Here is a 17843-nt window from a genome sequence, read left to right on the forward strand (position 1 = left end):
TGGACTTCGCAATACCTTACATCGCTTGCGTGCCTTTTGCTTAGATGAAAAAGAAACGGCAAATATGAGAATTCGAGAACTCGTGTTAACTCTTGAATTTCGTTCTCGGCTTCGGGAGTGGTTGAAAAGTTTATCTCTACAAAATTTACCGGTTTCGACGGTCCGTCAATTGCGGGAGAGTATCCGGGAAGCGATACAAGTTTATCTCCAAGATAAAGGAGCCAATTTACTAGAGTCTTTAGGCAGTTCCATTGATTGGGAAGATGTGGCAGTTTTAATTATTAAACGACTCCAGTCTTCTGGATCTGTGAATCAATCGTTAGAGGTAATTAGTGAAGAGTTATCATTAATTTTAGAACGATACTTAGAAGAAGAATTAGAGACAATTATTACTCAAGTTATCCCCATTTTATCGATTGATGAAGTCATTATTAATCGAGTGAATTCAACGACACCTGAACAACTAGAAACAACTGTTAATTCCATTGTAAAAAATGAGCTGCAAGCGATTGTTAATTTAGGGGGAATTTTAGGATTTATTGTGGGTAGTCTTCAAGCAGGTTACTTTTACTTCAGTTAATTGGATGTAAGGGGATTCGTATAGGACTATTTCATTCTCTAATCTCAAAGGTAATACTCGTCGCGATCGCGCTGCTATGTCACACTAGAACTGACGCAATTTCTCATAGGCAGTGATGAAACTTTTTTCTCTGGAAACAACGCCCAATCCCCACTGCATGAAACTGAATTTAGATCAATCCATTGCTGAAAAGCCAATAACGCTGACAGCAGGAGAGAATGAGGAAGAAAGACTAGCCGAAATTGGTTCTAGCAGCACTCGCAACGCGATCGCGCAATTAATCCAGATTGAAGGAGTGCGAGAAGCGTTTCTCAATGACGACTTTATTGCCCTAATTCGTCAAACGCAAGCGCAATGGGAACCCATTCTCTCTCAAGCGGCTCATATTTTAGGCGTTGCTGAGGGCGCTGATACCGAGTTACTGTCTCAGTCGCAAACCAGTGCTGCGTCTGAAGCGGATCAAACGAAGACAATGGGAGAAGTGGAGATTGCCGTCCTCTACTTTCGTGGCATTCCGACGCAAGTGCGCGCCATTGGCGAAGAAGCCCAAAAACGAGTTGCCATGCCAGATCGCTTTAATGAAGCCATGCAGCGGGTCGTAGAAGCAACGGGGGCTAACTATGTTTTCGAGCGTCACTGGGAACCCTATACCCCCCGTCATGGCGAACCAGAAACGGTGGCGAATATGGTGGCGGAAGAAGTGGCGAGTCTAATTGATGAAGCTGATTTACAACGGATTGAGAACTTAGCAAAAGCCGGAACATCTGGTGAAATCGAAACAACATCAACTCAAGAAACGAGCGATTTACTGCAACAACTCAACCAGAGTGAAGATTGGAAACAACGCTTGAAAGCAATTCAACAACTGGAAATTAATAACGAAACCTTTCCCGCTGTGGTGACTGCCCTCAAAGACGATCGCGCAACGATTCGCCGTTGGGCGAGTGCGTTACTCGGGGCTAGTGAAAGCGATCAAGCTGTCGCCCCGCTGAGTGAGGTGGTTTTGCATGATCCCTCTGTCATTGTCCGCCGAACGGCTGGGGATGCCCTCAGTGACTTAGGCAATGCCCAAGGGATTCCGACCATGTGCCAAGCCCTGCAAGATCGCTCCAAGTTAGTGCGTTGGCGGGCAGCGCGATTTTTATACGAAATGGGAGACGAAAGCGCGATCGCAGCCTTAGAAACAGCGCGTGATCAAGAACCGGAATTTGATGTGCGCTTGGAAATGGCGGCAGCCCTTGATCGCATTACTCGGGGTGAAGAGAGACAACTTCCCATGTGGATGCGTCTTTCTCAAACAGGACCTACGCAGTCGAACGAAACTTCGTTGTTTGAGCAGTAAGTCTGTAACAGTAAATCAAGGTTTTCAGTGCTGAAGTGGGTAAGTCCTGTGTAATATGAAGAATAAAATTTTATTTTTGCTACTCCTGACTCTCATCCCCATAGTCGGGCAATTCCTGGTCCAACCTGTTAAAGCGGAATGGAAGTATACCGAGTGGGGCATGAGTATGGAAGAAGTTCGCCAAGCCTCTGATGGAGCTGCTGTTTCCTTGGAAGAGCCAATGAGCGATGGGGAACAAACAACACTTCTTAAAAGCGATTGGAATTTCAATCAATACTAGTTTGAAGTGCTACTAAATTTTGTTGGCAGTCAACCTAGGCTATCTGAAGTAGTTTTGACATCTCAAGGAGATACTAAAGGTTTGGTTGAAGAATTAAATCAGCGGTTTGGTCGTCCGAGTCGGATAATCGGAAGTTTACAACAGATTGAAAAGCCTCGCCGTTTCACATGTCACATTGATTGAGGAAGAAACCCTTTGCTTGTCCTGAAAATTCTTCATCCAGCGTTAACTCCTTAAGTGATGAAAATTTATCAGTGTTGGTTGATTGGGAAACAGCAACCAACTTTATTCAACTGATTCGCTAGAGTCCAACTGGTGTAACAATTCCGCTGAGACCAGTGCAGGAATAATCAAGTCTGCTTTTGAGTTTAGCTTAATATTTATTTTAGGAACAATTTTTTAGGTGTTAACTATTTTCTGCACGGATTAATAAGTCTTTTAATGAATCCCATCAAATTACTCGGTTTAATTTCCTTTTTATAAGAATACATTAGTTTAACTTAAATAAGCAATTCATTTTGCATACCTGCTTAATGTTCTGTTCTTCTTTTCAGTAAGATTACCTCGTTCATAATTTTTTCTATTAACAGTTAGCAATAGCATTTACAAGAAATTCATAATTGCTATGCTAATGTAGCTGTTGGTAGTATTTTTTTGAGTTTAAGTATCACTGATATTTTTAATATTGGGTGATTCTTTAAATTCAATCAAAATGCATTAGATCACGGCTAATTAAAGGATTGTATTGATAGGTTACAGGATTATTTTTTATGCCAATTTAATGAAAATGTACTGAATTGCAGTCATTCTCTGATTTATCAAATTCAGAGTTTTCAGCGATTCAATTTAGTGCAAAATCATTCAGAATTAGTAGCAATCTATGTGCTTGCTAACCTTTCCAAGTCACATCCTACCTAAGATAAGTTGAGGAGTTTTTTTCAAATGATAAGTTTCAATCCGGAAACAGATTTAATTTCTTTGCATTATGACCATGCTCCAGATAAAGATGATGGACATGCTACTGTTGCCGGCAAAGTTCTTGCGGATACCTACGGATTCGATCATGTTGTAGTAGGTGGAGCACACGGAAAAAATGGAAATCGGTATAATCCAGCATCAGAGTCAGTCATGGATGCTACGTGGGGAGTTGATGGTTGGATCAATGCCCATGACGATCGGCAGGCAGCAATACAAGAATTAGGACAAACATGGCTCGCGACTATTCAAAACGGTGGACAAGTCTTGGTTGCTGAGGGGGGTCAAGCTGACACCAGTCTTGGCGCAGCTGAATACGTCAGTGACAATGGCGGTGACCTTTCTAAAATTAAAATTATTCAACATAGCAATTGGAATATTCAACAATACAGTGATGGCGTTCTCGATGCACTCAACGACCTAGGTGTTGAACACATCAAAATTGACGATGGTAATCGGTCAAATGACACAGCTGACTTGAATACAACTAATTCTTCTGTTTCTAATTTTGTTAGTACAGCCCTTGATTCAAAATGGTCTAATGCTTGGGAAGCTGCTTTTGAGTATTATAATCCCGAAATCAGATTAGATTTTTCTGATACTGTTGAAGTTCTCCATATTCTCAGCATTGGTTTAGATGAAGTAGCTAATGCAACTGACTTTGCTGATTTGTATTTTGATGCTGCTGCTAATTCTGGTAACACTACTCCTACTATGCCGCAAGATGATAGCTCGACTACAGAGGAGGACCCCATCAATGACGACCCCGTTGGGATGCCTGTAACTGTAGAGTTATCTTTAGTTGATAGTGATAGTGACATAGTAATTGGCACTATTACAGACGGCAGCACAATTGATTTAGGACAAGTGGGGTCTGAGGTTAGCCTGAAAGCTAAGCCCAGTGAGCCAGTGAGTCAAGTTAAGTTTGATCTAACCGGTGCTACTGAGATTAATCAAACTGAAAATGTCACTCCCTATGCTTTAGCCGGAGACAGATCAGGTAATTATTTTAGTGCTGGATTAATAGAAGGGGACTATACCTTAACTGTCACTCCCTACGATGTGGATGGGCAAGCGTATGAACCGATTACTACTAATTTCAATGTTGTTGATGATTTAGGATAATCATTTTATTCTAAGCTCCGCTGGGGGGGCGACAAGTCAGCTACAGGGTATAGCTAGTAAAGCTTTTAGCCCATGAGCTTTTTGAAGATGCCAAGCGCGATCTCGCTATAGTTTCATAGTCCTAACCAAATAATGGGAGTTTCAAAGAGTGCAACCTCAGATTTATTGTCAATAAACTTGTCAATAACGTTCCATCTTTGATGGGAAGAAACGGCTAAAAGCTTTGCTTTACCTAGCTTTTAACCCTAGTTGTCGCCCCCCCAGAAGCTCCGTTGATGTTGGTTTTTGCTCCTAAAATTCCTGCCAGATTTAAACTTTAAGGAAATTAAAGAGACTCTCCTGAAAAGTTTCAAACTATGGATTGATTTTGGCGCACTGGGAACGAAAAAGTCCAGTGCGCAAATTACTCAAATTTATACTCAAGATGAATTAATCGGTCAATACGTTCTGGCTGTGGTTAATTTGCCCCCTGGGCAAGTGGCTGATTTTCTGTCAGAAGTTTTGGTGTTGGGGGTGGTTTTAGAGAATGAAGAAGCCGCCTTAATTCAGCCCGATCGCGCTGTAGAATTAGGAAAACGAGTCCTCTAACCCATTGCTAATCTTGTTTGGTAAATCCGAGATCGGTCCCTTTCCCCGCATGAACCAGGGCTAACTTTTCATAGCGTTTGGCATGTTCAATCAAGTCGGCTGCTTCTGTTTCCGAAACTTCGCGCTTGACTTTCGCTGGAATGCCGAGTAGCAGCGATCGCGCGGGCACATCTTTGGTCACCACACAACCTGCCCCAATAATACTACCGCTTCCCACGCGCACCCCATTTAAAACCACCGCCCCAATTCCGACCAAACAGCCTTGTTCAATGTGTGCCGAATGGATCACCGCGCGATGTCCCACTGTCACATAATCTTCTAAAATCGTCGGTTCACCCGGATCGCCATGTAACACAGCACCATCTTGAACATTGGTATGGGCACCAATGGTAATGCTTTCCACATCCCCTCGCACCACTGCACTGTACCAAATGTTGGCTCCCGCCTTAATGGTTACATTCCCCATAACCGTAGCATTAGGAGCAACAAATGCTGCTGCTGATAAATTAGGAGAAGACCAAAATCCTGTCATATCACTCTATTTCTCTTCTGCTTCTGTATCCTGACGAAACAACCAGACCATTAGTGCGATAACGCCGATTTGTAAAGCTAAATTCGGTAGTGTTTCTGTCACATTTTGTCCCGCCGCTAGTTTCGCCACCATGACAAATGCCCCCATTAAACCAGAAGCAGCAAACACCACATAAATTGTTTTCCGTAAGCCACGATAGGGGGCTTTGGCTTCTGCTTGCAAGCGTTTATATTTTTCCGCAGAAAGCTGATTGCGACGGTTTTTCGGAGAGTTAGCCATAAAATAAAAGAAAATTCAGAACAATGGCGAGTATTTCCATGATAAAAGATTGTCTCAGCGCGATCGATCATTTGGGAAAGGGTTATCGCACTGATCAGAAAAAATCGCTTTACTGGTGTCTTGTGGCAGTTCCTTTTCGTCTAGTGGGCTGGATGCAGAAGTCGAACTGCAAATGATCCGTACCCAACCCCAGATCACGGAACAATGGAAGCATCGGCAACTTGCCCTTGATATCTCGATACTCTCAGTGAACTTGCCTCTCAGTTGGATAGCTTGCGAGAATTTGCCCAACTCTGTGCCGAACAAGAAGTTAGCAGCAGTCATGATTTCCTTCCTGATAAAAAGGCAAAACTCGGACTCTATCTCCTCTCCAATCATCATGCTTCTTCTGAGTGATTATTGGTGAAAGAGTTAGGATGGTCAGGCTTTTGATCAAAAGAAGAAAAGTTTTGGATCTCAATGGTTCGATCTGGGAATACAGCATTGATTTCTAATTCCCCTCCCATTGCATTGATAAATCGCCGTAGTGTACTAATAAAAATATCTGTACGGTTCTCAATTTTAGAGATTTCCGCTTGTCCCACATCCATTGTCTCTGCTAAAGTTGACTGGGTTAGAAAAAGGGCTTGGCGAATCTCAGCCAGAGACATCTCTTCCCGAAGTGCAGCTTTCTTCTCTTCAATACGCTGACGTTGTTCCTCAGAAAAGTTTTGAGTTAGTTCTGAAAATTTCCGTGCCATGATTTAATCCCCCAAGTTGTTTAAGTGTTCTTCGTAGAGAGCTTCTGCTTTTCTAATGTACTCTCGATAAAACTGCTTTTCCTTACCTGTTTTATTCCCGCCAATTAGGAGAATAGCAACACGACGAGGGTCGAAAGCATAAAACACGCGGATGGGATTTCCGCCAGATTGAATCCGTAACTCCCGCAAGTGAGAAAACTTGGAGCCTTGGATACCTGAAGAATAGGGATAGCGAAGATTTGCGCCTCGTTCTTGTAAAAGTTCTACATAGGCAGTAACGTCCTCTTGTTCCTGCTGAGTGAGAGTTTCCCACCAACCCTCAAAAGCATCAGTTACCTCAATATCCCACATTTTGAACCTTATTTTATTTTACAGCGTAGTATTCCTTTCAAGGAATGTCAATCCCTATTCCTTGCCATGTTTAAACTTCAGTCGCTTTACTCAAGAGTTAGGATCGGTCAATCGTTGCAATGATTTGCTTCCTGATAAATAAGGCAAAACTCGGACTTGATCTCCTGGCGACTCGTTAAGATAGTGCAGTTAGTTGTCGATCAAAACCATAAGAATGACTGAACCCCGTGCTGGTTATACCTTACCTGTTTTTGCTTGTGCCTCTGCTGTCGCTGCGTTGCAATATTTACAGCAGGAACAACCCTTAAACCAAGTCAAAATTAATCTCGTTACTCCCCCGGAACAAACAACCATTGCGGTGGAACAAGTAGCGAAGTTGGAAACAGGGAAAGCCCTTGCCATTACTCGCAGTGATCCAGGGGATAATTTAGATTTAACCGCGAATACTCCCATCTGGGCGGTCGTGAGTTTAGCCAGTCGCCAACCCGATGCAGAACAAGTAACAATTAATGGTGGGGAAGGAGTCGGAAAGCAGCTACAAGCATACGGAAAAGCTGCCATTTATCGTTATGCGAAACAGATTTTAATGGAGAATTTACAGCCGTTACTCCGAGAGGATCAACAAGTGACGGTTACGATTATTCTTCCCGAAGGAAAGCGTTTAGCGCAACGGACTTCTAATGAAGCGTTTGGAGTCGTGGAAGGGTTATCTTTACTGGGAACAACGGGAATTTCCCAACCCTTAAGCGCACCCGGGCAATTAACGGCGTTTCAGGAAGAACTCGCGCAAAAAGCCAAGGAATTTGACACTTTAGTTTTCTGTGTGGGGGAAAATGGCTTAGATTTAGCACAAAAGAAAGGGATTAATCCCCAGCAGCTGGTGAAAACAGCAAATTGGTTGGGTCCACTATTAGTTGCAGCCGGAGAACAAGGGGTGAAATCTTTGGTTTTATTTGGCTATCATGGCAAGCTAATTAAATTGGCAGGTGGGGTGTTTCATACCCATCATCATCTGGCGGATGCCCGTCTGGAAATTTTAACGGCTTTAGCTGCAAAAGTAGGACTCCCCACAGAAATTCTCCAGCAACTCTTAGCTAGTGAGACGACTGAAGCTGCACTGCAATTTTTACGAGAACAGGAAAACGAATCAGAGTTGGTGGAAAAAATCTATAGCGCGATCGCGCAAGCCATTGACGACAATGCTCAAGAGTATATTCGCAAACACGCTGAGAAAAAGGTCACCGTTGGATCGGTCTTATTTGATCGCCGCAGACAAATCATTACAGTTAGCCCTTCAGTGGAACAAGTATTGCCTGAATTAACTTGAGGATCCAAACGGAGAAGAGAATTTGAGTGATTTTTTAGAGCAGGTACGTGATTTAATCGGGGATGGTGAAGTTCGTATTTCTGAGCATGCATATGATGAACTTGTAGAGGATACACTGACAGTCAGGGAAGTCATTGCAGGTGTTCAGGATGCACTGGTTGTAGAAGAATACTTAGATTATCCAAAAGGACCTTGTACGTTATTGTTACAACAAGACCAATTAGGACAGCCAATTCATGTGGTTTGGGGAATTCCCAAAGGCTATAACAAACCGGCAGTACTTGTGACTGCTTATCGACCCAGTTTAGACAACTGGGATAACACTTTTCTAAAGAGGCGAGACTAATGCAAAAACGAACAAAAACTAAGTATGTTCATCAAGGACAGTATGTGGCAGCAGTGGAAGTCACATTAATCGAAGATGAAACTGGATGGTCTCCCTATCTCAGCCGTGAAGAAGCTTACAAATTAGATGATGTAAGAGAAGCTCTCCGTAAGGGCGACTTGGAATCGGCAATGCAATATGGTCAAATCTATGAGCTTCGTCTGATCAGTTAGATTGAAATCATTTGTATGGCGCAAGCCATTGACCACAATGCTCAAGATTATATTCGCAAACACGCTGAAAAAATGTCACGGTGGGATCTGTCTTATTTGATCGCCGCAGAAATTTCATTACCGTTAGCCCTTCCGTCGGAAAATTATTTCCTGAATTATCAACTTTGGTTTCTAAGATTAAAAGTAAGCCTTAATTGAGCAATATTAACTGTATCGGAAAAAGGTTAATTATGATCATCAGCATCAAGCAACCGGCAGGAAAACGACTAACCTTTGAGCAATTTATTCAGGAATTACCCGATGAGGAAGGACACTATGAATTAGTCAATGGACAAATTATGCGGACGTTACCGACACGAAGACATGAAACCATTGCTGAATTTATCACTGATTGCTTTAAGGATGAAGTGAAACGTCTCAAACTCAACTACTTTGTTTCTGGCAGAATTATCATCAAAACTCAAAATACCGCAGGAGAAGAAAGCGGTCGTCACCCAGATGTCACTGTGGTTGATAAAACAGCATGGGACTCACATCCTACTGCTTATTCTGCTTTTCTGGAAGCGCCTCAGTTAGCCGTAGAAGTTGTTTCTACCAATTGGGAAGATGACTATATCGATAAATTAGAGGAGTACCGACTTTTAGGGATTACTGAATATTGGATTATTGATTATCAAGCCATTGCCTCTCGTAGCTATTTAGGCAATCCAAAACAGCCCACTGTCTTTGTTTATACGCTACAAGCTGATCAAAGCTATGTGATGCAATTTTATCAAGATGACAGTTTGATTCTGAGTGCTACCTTTCCAGAATTAAAATTAACGCCACAACAAATCTGGCTGGCTTAATTCAGTCCATCCTCTTTTCAAGATCGCTGCTTGTATGTTGTATCGAGAACCATTCTTTTTGTATCTATGCTGAACATAATCAGCTGCTTCTGAATTATGTTAAATTATGAGTAATATTAAGAAATATTACAAGTATTTCCTTGCTATGATGAAGGAATACCCAAAATTCTATCGCTAGTCTGTTTTCCATAACCTACCCCCGCAAGCACCGTGACTATTTCAACTGACTCCTCCCAAAAAAGCGCAGCGATCGAGCAAGCCGAAATTACAGGCAGCATTAATCGGCAAATGATTGCCATCCTTGATTTTGGTTCTCAATACTCGGAACTAATTGCGCGACGGATTCGTGAAACCCAAGTTTATTCAGAAGTTCTGCCCTATCGGACAACAGCCGAGCAACTCCAGAAACTCAATCCTCACGGTATTATTCTATCTGGAGGTCCCAATTCTGTTTATGACGAAGGGGCACCGCAAGTTGACCCCAAAATTTGGGATTTAGGCATTCCAGTCATTGGTGTCTGTTACGGAATGCAAGTGATGGTTCAACAGTTGGGAGGAGTCGTCGAACGGGCGAACCACGCTGAATATGGCAAAGCTTCACTCCATATTGACCAGGAAGAAATTTTATTTCCTGGCGTTGAAGATGGGGCAACCATGTGGATGAGTCATGGGGATTCCTGCATTGAACTTCCCCCTGGGTTTCAAGTATTAGCTCATACCGAAAATACCCCTTGTGCCGCGATCGCGCATCCAGAAAGAAAACTTTACGGTGTTCAATTCCATCCCGAAGTCGTGCATTCAGTGGGGGGTGCGGTTCTAATTCGGAATTTTGTCTATAAAGTTTGTCAGTGTGAACCCACCTGGACTTCGGAAGCCTTTGTTGAAGAAGCAGTGCGGGAAGTTCGGGCAAAAGTGGGTGAAAAGCGCGTTTTACTAGCCCTTTCCGGTGGGGTGGATTCCTCAACTCTGGCGTTTCTCCTCCACAAAGCTATTGGCGACCAATTGGTCTGTATGTTTATTGACCAAGGGTTTATGCGCAAAGGAGAACCGGAACGATTACTTGAAATCTTTAAAGATCGCTTCCATATCCCGGTTGAATATGTTAACGCGCGCGATCAGTTTTTAGCGCAACTAGAAGGGGTGACTGATCCCGAAGAAAAGCGCCGTCGCATCGGTCACGAATTTATCAAAGTTTTTGAAGAAAAATCGCGAGAACTGGGACCTTTCGACTATCTTGCCCAAGGGACGCTTTACCCCGATGTCATCGAGTCGGCAGATACTAATGTTGATCCGAAAACGGGAGAACGGGTTGCAGTGAAAATTAAAAGCCACCACAATGTGGGCGGTTTACCCGAAGATCTCCGCTTTAAGCTAGTGGAACCCCTGCGTAAACTCTTCAAAGACGAAGTCCGAAAAGTGGGTTCATCCTTGGGCTTACCGGATGAAATTATTCAACGCCATCCTTTCCCGGGACCTGGCTTAGCCATTCGCATCATTGGGGAAGTCACTGCCGAACGCTTAAATATTCTCCGGGATGCTGACTTTGTGGTGAGAGATGAAATTAAAAAGCAAAACTGCTACCAAGATTTTTGGCAAGCCTTTGCTGTTCTCCTCCCGATTCGCAGTGTTGGCGTCATGGGCGATAAACGGACTTATGCCCACCCAGTGGTATTGCGTCTCATCTCCAGTGAAGATGGCATGACTGCCGACTGGTCGCGAGTGCCTTATGACCTTCTAGAGACGATTTCTAATCGGATGGTGAACGAGGTGAAAGGGGTGAACCGTGTCGTTTACGATGTCACTTCTAAGCCACCAGGTACCATTGAGTGGGAATAATTTTCTACAAGGGGAATCTCCCAATTAGATGAACATCAAACTGAATCATCTCAAGTATGGGTCAGCCGTTCCCCGGAATTCAATTCCAGGGCTAGCGGCTGACCGTTGGTCAAAGATTACGCCTTCCTAAACCGCGGAATGAGGAGGGACCCTGCGCGGGTTTCCCGCGCAAAGGAACGCCCGACGATGCGGTGCCGCTTTCCAGCTGGAATTCGATTCCAGTTGGGTCGGCACGGAAGGCGCCTGTCCTCACTAAAGCTCCGGTGACCGTTGTTCAATATGAGATCGTTACCGTATTCGGATCAAAAAGAAGCGGCAATGCCCCTCCCTCTTCTCCCAGCACAACCCCTTCAATAAAATCTTCCTGGGTTAAGCCTGCTTCGCGAGAGCAACTGGGACAAGCAATCACACTCCCCCCCTCTTCTATAAATGCTTGCAGTTTTTGATGAATATTCAAATCGCTGTTACCTTCTGTTGCAGGAAGTCGTTCTTGATCTGCAAGATACACCCCTCGCACATTGAGGAAAAGCGTGACCGGTTGATACCCACCTTCCAAGGCTTTATGGGCAAGAGAGATCGCCATATTTGCGGTCCAGGTATCATCAGTGGTCAAATTGACGAACAGCCCTCCTGATTCAGGCGCATTTTCCGTAGTTTGAGCGAATGCAGTTCCTGAACGAGCCAGTAAAAGATTAGCTTCTGGAATGATACTCCAACTCAATAACCCACCCAAGAGTGAAGCAGCAAAAACATAAGGAAATTTAGATTTCATAATGAGGCTAGTCTCCCATAATCCCTTCTAAGGACAATAACCTGAACTGCTTTCGGACAGCAGGTTACAACACAAAAGAGAAAAAATCTAATTGACCTCATTATTCTCGACTTGAATCGACAAACCCGTCAAAAGACAGCTTGTCAAATATTAACAACCTGTAATATCACTTTTCTTGCCATTGTGTTGATTGATTCAGATAGTTGAGTGCGTTAGAAATTGTATTCGGAGGCAACAATCATCGAGCCAATTCCTTCATCACTGAAAATTTCAAGGAGAATGGCATGAGGAAGGCGTCCATCAATAATATGGGCAGCGCGGACGCCTTGGGCAAGAGACCGAACACAACACTCTACCTTCGGAATCATGCCCCCAGCAACAATCCCATCTGCAATGAGTTGTCGCGCTTCTCGAATGTCCAGGTGCGTAATTAAAGTTGAAGGATCTTGATAATCTTTCAGTAAGCCTGGTGTATCTGTCAGCAGGATTAATTTTTCTGCACCGAGTGCTGCTGCCATTTCTCCAGCAACGGTATCAGCATTAATATTGTAGGCTTGTCCGGTTTCATCCGAGGCAACCGTTGAAATCACCGGCACATAACCAGCATTAATCAGAGATTCAACGAGTTGGGGATTAATCGCATTCACTTCTCCGACAAAGCCAATTCCTACTTCTCCTCGCGGGCGGGCGGCGATAATATTCCCATCTCGTCCACAAATCCCGATCGCGCTGCCCCCCGCTTGATTAATTAGGGCAACAATTTCTTTATTGACTCGCCCCACTAAGACCATCTCTACGACATCCATCGTATCGGCATCGGTCACGCGCAAACCGTTTTTAAACTGCGGTTCAATCCCTAATTTTCCTAACCAACTGTTAATTTCCGGTCCCCCACCATGAACAATCACGGGACGCATCCCCACACAAGAGAGAAAGACAATATCTCGAATCACCTGTTCTTTCAGGGCTTTATCTTTCATCGCGGCGCCCCCATATTTAATCACGACCGTTCGCCCCGCAAATTTTTGAATGTAGGGGAGGGCTTCACTTAAAATTCGGACACGGTTAGCTTCTTGTTGATTAATCGGTTCGCGATCGCTGCTCATTTGCTCTGAAATGGGTCTATCAAATTATTTATCCTAACAGGCAAACTGACGTTAAACACAAAATGAATCCCTGATTGAGACGATTTTCTCAGTTCAACCAGGGATAATTGTGCTGTAAACAGTGACCAGTGATGTTGCTCGTTGCTAAGGTTTAGTGAAAACTGGGTTGATGACGAATTAAGTTCAGAAACTCCTCGCGTGTTTTCTGATCTTCTTGAAAGACCCCTAACATAGCACTGGTTACTGTCCAAGAACCGGGTTTTTGCACTCCCCGCATCACCATACACATATGGGTCGCTTCAATAACAACAGCAACGCCCTGTGGATCAAGAATGGTCTGAATGGCTTCTGCAATTTGGCGCGTGAGACGTTCTTGTACTTGTAAGCGCCGAGAATACATTTCCACAATGCGGGCTAACTTACTTAATCCCACGACCTTCTGATTGGGAATATAGGCAACATGAGCTTTGCCCATAAACGGTAGCATATGATGCTCACAAAGACTAAAGACATCAATGTCCCTCACCAGCACCATCTCATTATGTCCCTCATCAAAAATTGCCCCATTGACAAGCTCATCAAGGGATTGTTGATACCCTTGGGTGAGAAACTGCATGGCTTCAGCAACGCGCTTGGGGGTTTTGAGCAGCCCTTCTCGTTCCGGATCTTCTCCAACCCCTTGCAGTAGCGTTTTCACCGCTGCCATCATTTCTTCCATTTGGGCATCTTGGGTGCTGTCGTTAGTCACAGCTGCTTCCAAAGAGGAAGCACTATCGAGAGAGACTTGATTGGTTACTTTTTTCGCTGAACCGTTGGACATTGAACTGTTGGATGAAGCAATTGTCATAACTAAAAGTAAATTTCCTTACCTCGTCTGTATTAATTGGAAAACCTAGTCTTTGGCTTAAAGTGCCCCGGCACTAGGCATGAGAGTCATTTCTTCGATAACTGCTTGTTGGGGGAGTAAAGCAGCTTGCACAATGGTTTGTGCCACAACTTTTGGATCAAGCATGGCAGCACGATTCAACTCCATTTTGACAGTGTCGGTATCCCAAAGGGGAGTATTCACTGCACCAGGAGCAATACTAATCACACGAATGCCATTTTCTTTTTCTTCTCCTGATAGCGCTTTAGAAAGGGTAATAAGACCGGCTTTGCTCACACTATAGGCTCCCCAACTGGGAAAAGGATTATGGGCAGCGATGGAAGCAACATTAATAATTGTTCCTCCACCGCGATCGCGCAATGTCGGCAACACCCCTTGGATACACTGAAAGACACTGGTTAAATTCAGGTCAAGCACTTGTTGCCAGTCTTCGAGCGGGGTTTCGTTGAGTGGGTTGGTGTATCCCATCCCAGCATTATTGACTAAAATATCAATACCGCCAAAATCCGTGACGGCTGCTTTGATTTGCTCTTTTACCGTCGCAATTTCTGCTAAATCAATCAGGTAAGACTTAACCGTTACCTGCTGCCCAATTTCAGCGATAACTTGATTTAATTTTTCTTGAGAACGTCCCACCAGAGCAAGATCAACCCCTGCTTGCGCAAAGGCGCGGGCGGTTTCTTTCCCAATTCCGCTAGTTGCCCCTGTAATCAGAGCTTTTGGGCGACTCTGGGACTCATCCATATTTCCTCCAAAATTGATCGTCACTAAAGCCTAATTTTTCTTTTCCCTTCTTTCCACTCAAAAGTCCTCGCTTGTGCTCTGCAGAAGGATCCAACCTGATCTTGCCATAGGATTCTGAATTTCAAGTTAAAACGTGATTGGAGCGGAGGTAAGGACATACTGTAACTTCCTCAAATGGGGAAAAGAGCATTGCTCAGTCAGCTCATTCATTCTTTTTTTTAAAAATGTAAAGTTCCTGAGCCTTGCCTATTCTATCACCTGATCTGCTATTAATCGATTATTGTCTACAATCGTTCATCTCAAGAAAACCCATGATGTTAATTCCGGATCACTTTTGGCAGCAAGTCGAAGCGACAACGGCAAGCGCGACTGCTTCAGGCGCTTTACAGCCCATCCCTACTGCTTATGAAGTGGTTGACTGTCAAGGGATTCCCTTTTTAGTGAGGATTTTAACCAACTTAATTAAAAAAGAAGAAGCGAAAGCCAAGCAAGCAGAACAGGAAGAAAAAACCGGTCAAGATTTTGATCCGTTTCTCCCCTATGAAGAAGATTTATTTGTGAGTGATATTTCTGACACTCATTTCTGTTTACTGAATAAATATAACGTTGTTGAAAATCATTTATTAATTATTACGCGCGACTTTGAAGAACAAGAAAATTTAATTAATCACGCTGACTTGACAGCACTTTGTGCATGTTTAAAACAAGTCGATGGTCTCGGTTTTTATAACTCAGCTAAAGATGCTGGAGCTTCGGTTCGCCACAAGCATTTACAACTGGTTCCAAACTCGCTTGCGCCGGATTTTGAAGAAATTCCAATTACACCTGCCCTAAAAACCACTGAATCTTCTCAAGAGGCACAACAAGTCCCTTTATTTCCATTTCTTCATGGCTTTTCTTGGCTAAATTTAGATTGGACGGCTTCTCCAGAAATCATTGGGCAAAACGTATTAGAAAAATATAAACAACTTCTACAAGTAATTGGATATCAACCCGGCGTTGCTTACAATTTCCTCATAACTCGCCATTGGCTGCTAGTGATTCCTCGTCAACAAGAAAAGTTTCAATCCATTGGGATTAATTCTCTCGGTTTTGCCGGAGCGTTACTCGTAAAAAATCAAGAGGAATTACAACTCGTAAAAGAGCATACTCCTCTTAAAATTTTAACCGCTGTTGCTAAGGACAAGGGAACTGACAATCACGAATGACTAATGACTAATGACTAATGACTAATGACTAATGACTAATAAAATAATTAAGATTGATCTTTAGCATATTGCTTTAAGTGATCCAAAGAAACGACTTCGATCGCGCGGATATGGGTAGAGGCTAAAATGACTGGTGGGGCTACTCCAGCTTGTCTTGCTTCCTCCCAGCGAGAGGCACATAAACACCAGCCATCCCCCGGTTTTAATCCGGGAAAATTAAACATTGGTCGGGGAGTGCTTAAATCATTTCCTTGATTTTTTGTATATTCTAAAAACTCCGCTGTCATCTCGGCGCAAACAACATGGACGCCAAAATCTTGTCCTCCTGTGTTACAGTAACCATCGCGATAAAAGCCAGTTTTGGGATCATTGCAGCAAAGTTGGAGGGGTTCGCCGAGAACGTTTTTCGCTTCAGTCATTATAATTTGATGAATATCGCCATCGTTCTATTATGCCAAATTTCGTAAAACAGAGAAAACGACTCTCGGAATGAGGTGTCGGGAAAAAAGAGCGTTTTCGATCCGAATGAATCTTCAAAAAACGATTAGCTTAGTTTTAAAAATACGTTATTTCAATCTTTCCCAATGAATTATTATTTTGCCACCGTAGCGCGAGGCTTAGAAGAAGTTGCAGCAGAAGAATTAACAGAATTAGGAGCAAAAAAGGTTACTCCTAAATTTACCGGTGTTGAATTCCAAGGCGATCAAAAAGTGCTCTATCAAGTCAATCTTTGGTCGCGCACAATTTTTCGCGTTTTGGTTCCAATCTTGAAATTTCCCTGCAAAAATGCCAAACAATTGCATCAGGGCGTGCAACAAATTAATTGGGAAAACTATCTCACCCCGCAAGAAACCCTAGCGGTGCATTGTACAGGGAAAAATGAACAGTTGAATCATACTCATTTTAGTGCCCTACAAGTGAAAAACGCGATCGCGGATCAGCAGATGGCTGACTTTGGCAAACGGTCAAATGTCGATTTAGAATCGCCGGATTTAATCCTGAATCTCCATATTGAAAAGACACACGCCATCCTCAGTTTAGATAGCACTGGCGAGAGTTTACACCGGCGAGGCTATCGTCCCGCGATGGGAACTGCCCCTTTAAAGGAAACCTTTGCTGCGGCTTTATTAGCAATGACCGATTGGGAACCGAATTTACCCTTACTGGATCCCATGTGCGGATCGGGTACCTTTGTGATTGAAGCTGGTTTAAAAGCCTTGAATATTGCACCGGGTTTATATAGAAAACGCTTTGCCTTGGAACACTGGTCGGATTTTAAGCAAGAACTTTGGGAACAATTGAAAACAGAAGCAAGACAACAGCAACGCTCACAACTCCCTGCGCGAATTTATGGACGCGATCGCGCTTGGGATATGCTAGAACAAGCACAGGTGAATGTGGAAAATGCCGGTTTAGATCAGCATCTTGATTTGTCTTGTAGGGAACTATCCGAGTTAGAACCCCCCAGTGATCAAGGAATTATTATTTGTAATCCCCCTTACGGCAAACGTTTAGGAGAAGTGAAAGCGTTGGGAAGTCTCTATCAAGAATTGGGAGATATTTTCAAACAACGCTTTAAAGGTTGGATTGCCTATGTTTTATCCGGCAATAAAGAACTCACCAAACAAATTGGTTTGAGAACCTCGAAGCGAATTCCAGTTTATAACGGGTCTCTCCCTTGTACGTTACTCAGATATGAACTTTTTTAGTCCTACTTTGAGCAAAAAGCCGACACTTTTTTCAGGGAAAGACGACAGTATATTGAA

Annotated in this window: 22 protein-coding genes; 13 read left to right on the plus strand and 9 right to left on the minus strand. The window is 43.4% G+C overall.

Annotated features, from left to right (window positions below):
• The 5 genes from GVY04_05415 to GVY04_05435 form a co-directional block, all read left to right on the plus strand.
• The coding region (locus tag GVY04_05415) for a DUF445 family protein (GenBank protein ID NBD15591.1) at positions 1-580 on the plus strand (580 nt) is incomplete at its 5' end.
• A gap of 115 nt (positions 581-695) precedes the next feature.
• Positions 696-1922, plus strand: a complete 1227-nt coding sequence (locus GVY04_05420; protein ID NBD15592.1) for a PBS lyase — start codon at positions 696-698, stop codon at positions 1920-1922.
• 55 nt (positions 1923-1977) lie between these two features.
• On the plus strand, positions 1978-2202 hold the full coding sequence (locus GVY04_05425; protein NBD15593.1) for a hypothetical protein: 225 nt from the start codon (positions 1978-1980) through the stop codon (positions 2200-2202).
• Between the two features lie 942 nt (positions 2203-3144).
• Complete coding sequence (locus GVY04_05430) at positions 3145-4302, plus strand: hypothetical protein (protein ID NBD15594.1); 1158 nt, start codon at positions 3145-3147, stop codon at positions 4300-4302.
• Between the two features lie 285 nt (positions 4303-4587).
• The gene (locus tag GVY04_05435) at positions 4588-4890 is read left to right on the plus strand and encodes a tRNA-binding protein (protein ID NBD15595.1); all 303 of its coding nucleotides are present in this window, start codon (positions 4588-4590) and stop codon (positions 4888-4890) included.
• A gap of 7 nt (positions 4891-4897) precedes the next feature.
• On the opposite strand, the gene GVY04_05440 is transcribed toward GVY04_05435, so the two are convergent.
• On the minus strand, positions 4898-5422 hold the full coding sequence (locus tag GVY04_05440) for a gamma carbonic anhydrase family protein (GenBank protein NBD15596.1): 525 nt from the start codon (positions 5420-5422) through the stop codon (positions 4898-4900).
• A gap of 6 nt (positions 5423-5428) precedes the next feature.
• The gene (locus tag GVY04_05445; protein NBD15597.1) at positions 5429-5701 is read right to left on the minus strand and encodes a DUF3493 domain-containing protein; all 273 of its coding nucleotides are present in this window, start codon (positions 5699-5701) and stop codon (positions 5429-5431) included.
• 23 nt (positions 5702-5724) lie between these two features.
• Between GVY04_05445 and GVY04_05450 the strand changes: the two genes are divergently transcribed.
• Positions 5725-5877 carry a hypothetical protein gene (locus GVY04_05450; protein NBD15598.1) on the plus strand — a complete coding sequence of 51 codons (153 nt, stop codon included), beginning with the start codon at positions 5725-5727 and terminating at the stop codon, positions 5875-5877.
• A 201-nt stretch (positions 5878-6078) separates the two neighbouring features.
• On the opposite strand, the gene GVY04_05455 is transcribed toward GVY04_05450, so the two are convergent.
• The gene (locus GVY04_05455) at positions 6079-6441 is read right to left on the minus strand and encodes an XRE family transcriptional regulator (protein NBD15599.1); all 363 of its coding nucleotides are present in this window, start codon (positions 6439-6441) and stop codon (positions 6079-6081) included.
• A gap of 3 nt (positions 6442-6444) precedes the next feature.
• Entirely contained in the window at positions 6445-6792 is a 348-nt protein-coding gene (locus tag GVY04_05460) for an addiction module toxin RelE (GenBank protein NBD15600.1), read from the minus strand.
• Positions 6793-7006: 214 nt separating this feature from the next.
• Between GVY04_05460 and GVY04_05465 the strand changes: the two genes are divergently transcribed.
• The 5 genes from GVY04_05465 to guaA all read left to right on the plus strand — a co-directional run bounded on the left by GVY04_05465 (position 7007) and on the right by guaA (position 11361).
• Complete coding sequence (locus GVY04_05465) at positions 7007-8119, plus strand: cobalt-precorrin-5B (C(1))-methyltransferase (GenBank protein ID NBD15601.1); 1113 nt, start codon at positions 7007-7009, stop codon at positions 8117-8119.
• 22 nt (positions 8120-8141) lie between these two features.
• Positions 8142-8465 carry a DUF4258 domain-containing protein gene (locus GVY04_05470; protein ID NBD15602.1) on the plus strand — a complete coding sequence of 108 codons (324 nt, stop codon included), beginning with the start codon at positions 8142-8144 and terminating at the stop codon, positions 8463-8465.
• Complete coding sequence (locus GVY04_05475) at positions 8465-8677, plus strand: hypothetical protein (GenBank protein NBD15603.1); 213 nt, start codon at positions 8465-8467, stop codon at positions 8675-8677. Before GVY04_05470 ends, GVY04_05475 begins: the two co-directional genes overlap by 1 nt.
• Before the next feature lie 230 nt (positions 8678-8907).
• Positions 8908-9525 carry a Uma2 family endonuclease gene (locus GVY04_05480; protein ID NBD15604.1) on the plus strand — a complete coding sequence of 206 codons (618 nt, stop codon included), beginning with the start codon at positions 8908-8910 and terminating at the stop codon, positions 9523-9525.
• Between the two features lie 210 nt (positions 9526-9735).
• Positions 9736-11361, plus strand: a complete 1626-nt coding sequence (guaA, locus tag GVY04_05485) for a glutamine-hydrolyzing GMP synthase (GenBank protein NBD15605.1) — start codon at positions 9736-9738, stop codon at positions 11359-11361.
• A gap of 274 nt (positions 11362-11635) precedes the next feature.
• Here the strand turns inward: guaA and GVY04_05490 are convergent, their stop codons facing one another.
• From GVY04_05490 to GVY04_05505, 4 genes are all read right to left on the minus strand, one after another.
• Positions 11636-12133: a hypothetical protein gene (locus GVY04_05490; GenBank protein NBD15606.1), complete on the minus strand. Its 498-nt coding sequence runs from the start codon at positions 12131-12133 to the stop codon at positions 11636-11638.
• Between the two features lie 212 nt (positions 12134-12345).
• Entirely contained in the window at positions 12346-13239 is an 894-nt protein-coding gene (gene argB / locus GVY04_05495; GenBank protein NBD15607.1) for an acetylglutamate kinase, read from the minus strand.
• A 151-nt stretch (positions 13240-13390) separates the two neighbouring features.
• Positions 13391-14086: a GTP cyclohydrolase I FolE gene (gene folE / locus GVY04_05500; protein ID NBD15608.1), complete on the minus strand. Its 696-nt coding sequence runs from the start codon at positions 14084-14086 to the stop codon at positions 13391-13393.
• Between the two features lie 57 nt (positions 14087-14143).
• Positions 14144-14869, minus strand: coding sequence for an SDR family oxidoreductase (locus GVY04_05505; GenBank protein ID NBD15609.1), 726 nt, complete (start codon positions 14867-14869; stop codon positions 14144-14146).
• A 311-nt stretch (positions 14870-15180) separates the two neighbouring features.
• Between GVY04_05505 and GVY04_05510 the strand changes: the two genes are divergently transcribed.
• Complete coding sequence (locus GVY04_05510) at positions 15181-16077, plus strand: phosphorylase (GenBank protein ID NBD15610.1); 897 nt, start codon at positions 15181-15183, stop codon at positions 16075-16077.
• A gap of 47 nt (positions 16078-16124) precedes the next feature.
• On the opposite strand, the gene GVY04_05515 is transcribed toward GVY04_05510, so the two are convergent.
• Positions 16125-16496, minus strand: a complete 372-nt coding sequence (locus tag GVY04_05515) for a DUF2237 family protein (GenBank protein NBD15611.1) — start codon at positions 16494-16496, stop codon at positions 16125-16127.
• A gap of 165 nt (positions 16497-16661) precedes the next feature.
• Between GVY04_05515 and GVY04_05520 the strand changes: the two genes are divergently transcribed.
• A complete protein-coding gene (locus tag GVY04_05520; GenBank protein NBD15612.1) occupies positions 16662-17786 on the plus strand; it encodes an RNA methyltransferase in 1125 nt (374 codons plus the stop codon).
• The last annotated feature ends 57 nt before the right edge of the window (positions 17787-17843 follow it).

It is taken from the genome of Cyanobacteria bacterium GSL.Bin1 (assembly GCA_009909085.1).
Lineage (GTDB): Bacteria > Cyanobacteriota > Cyanobacteriia > Cyanobacteriales > Rubidibacteraceae > Halothece.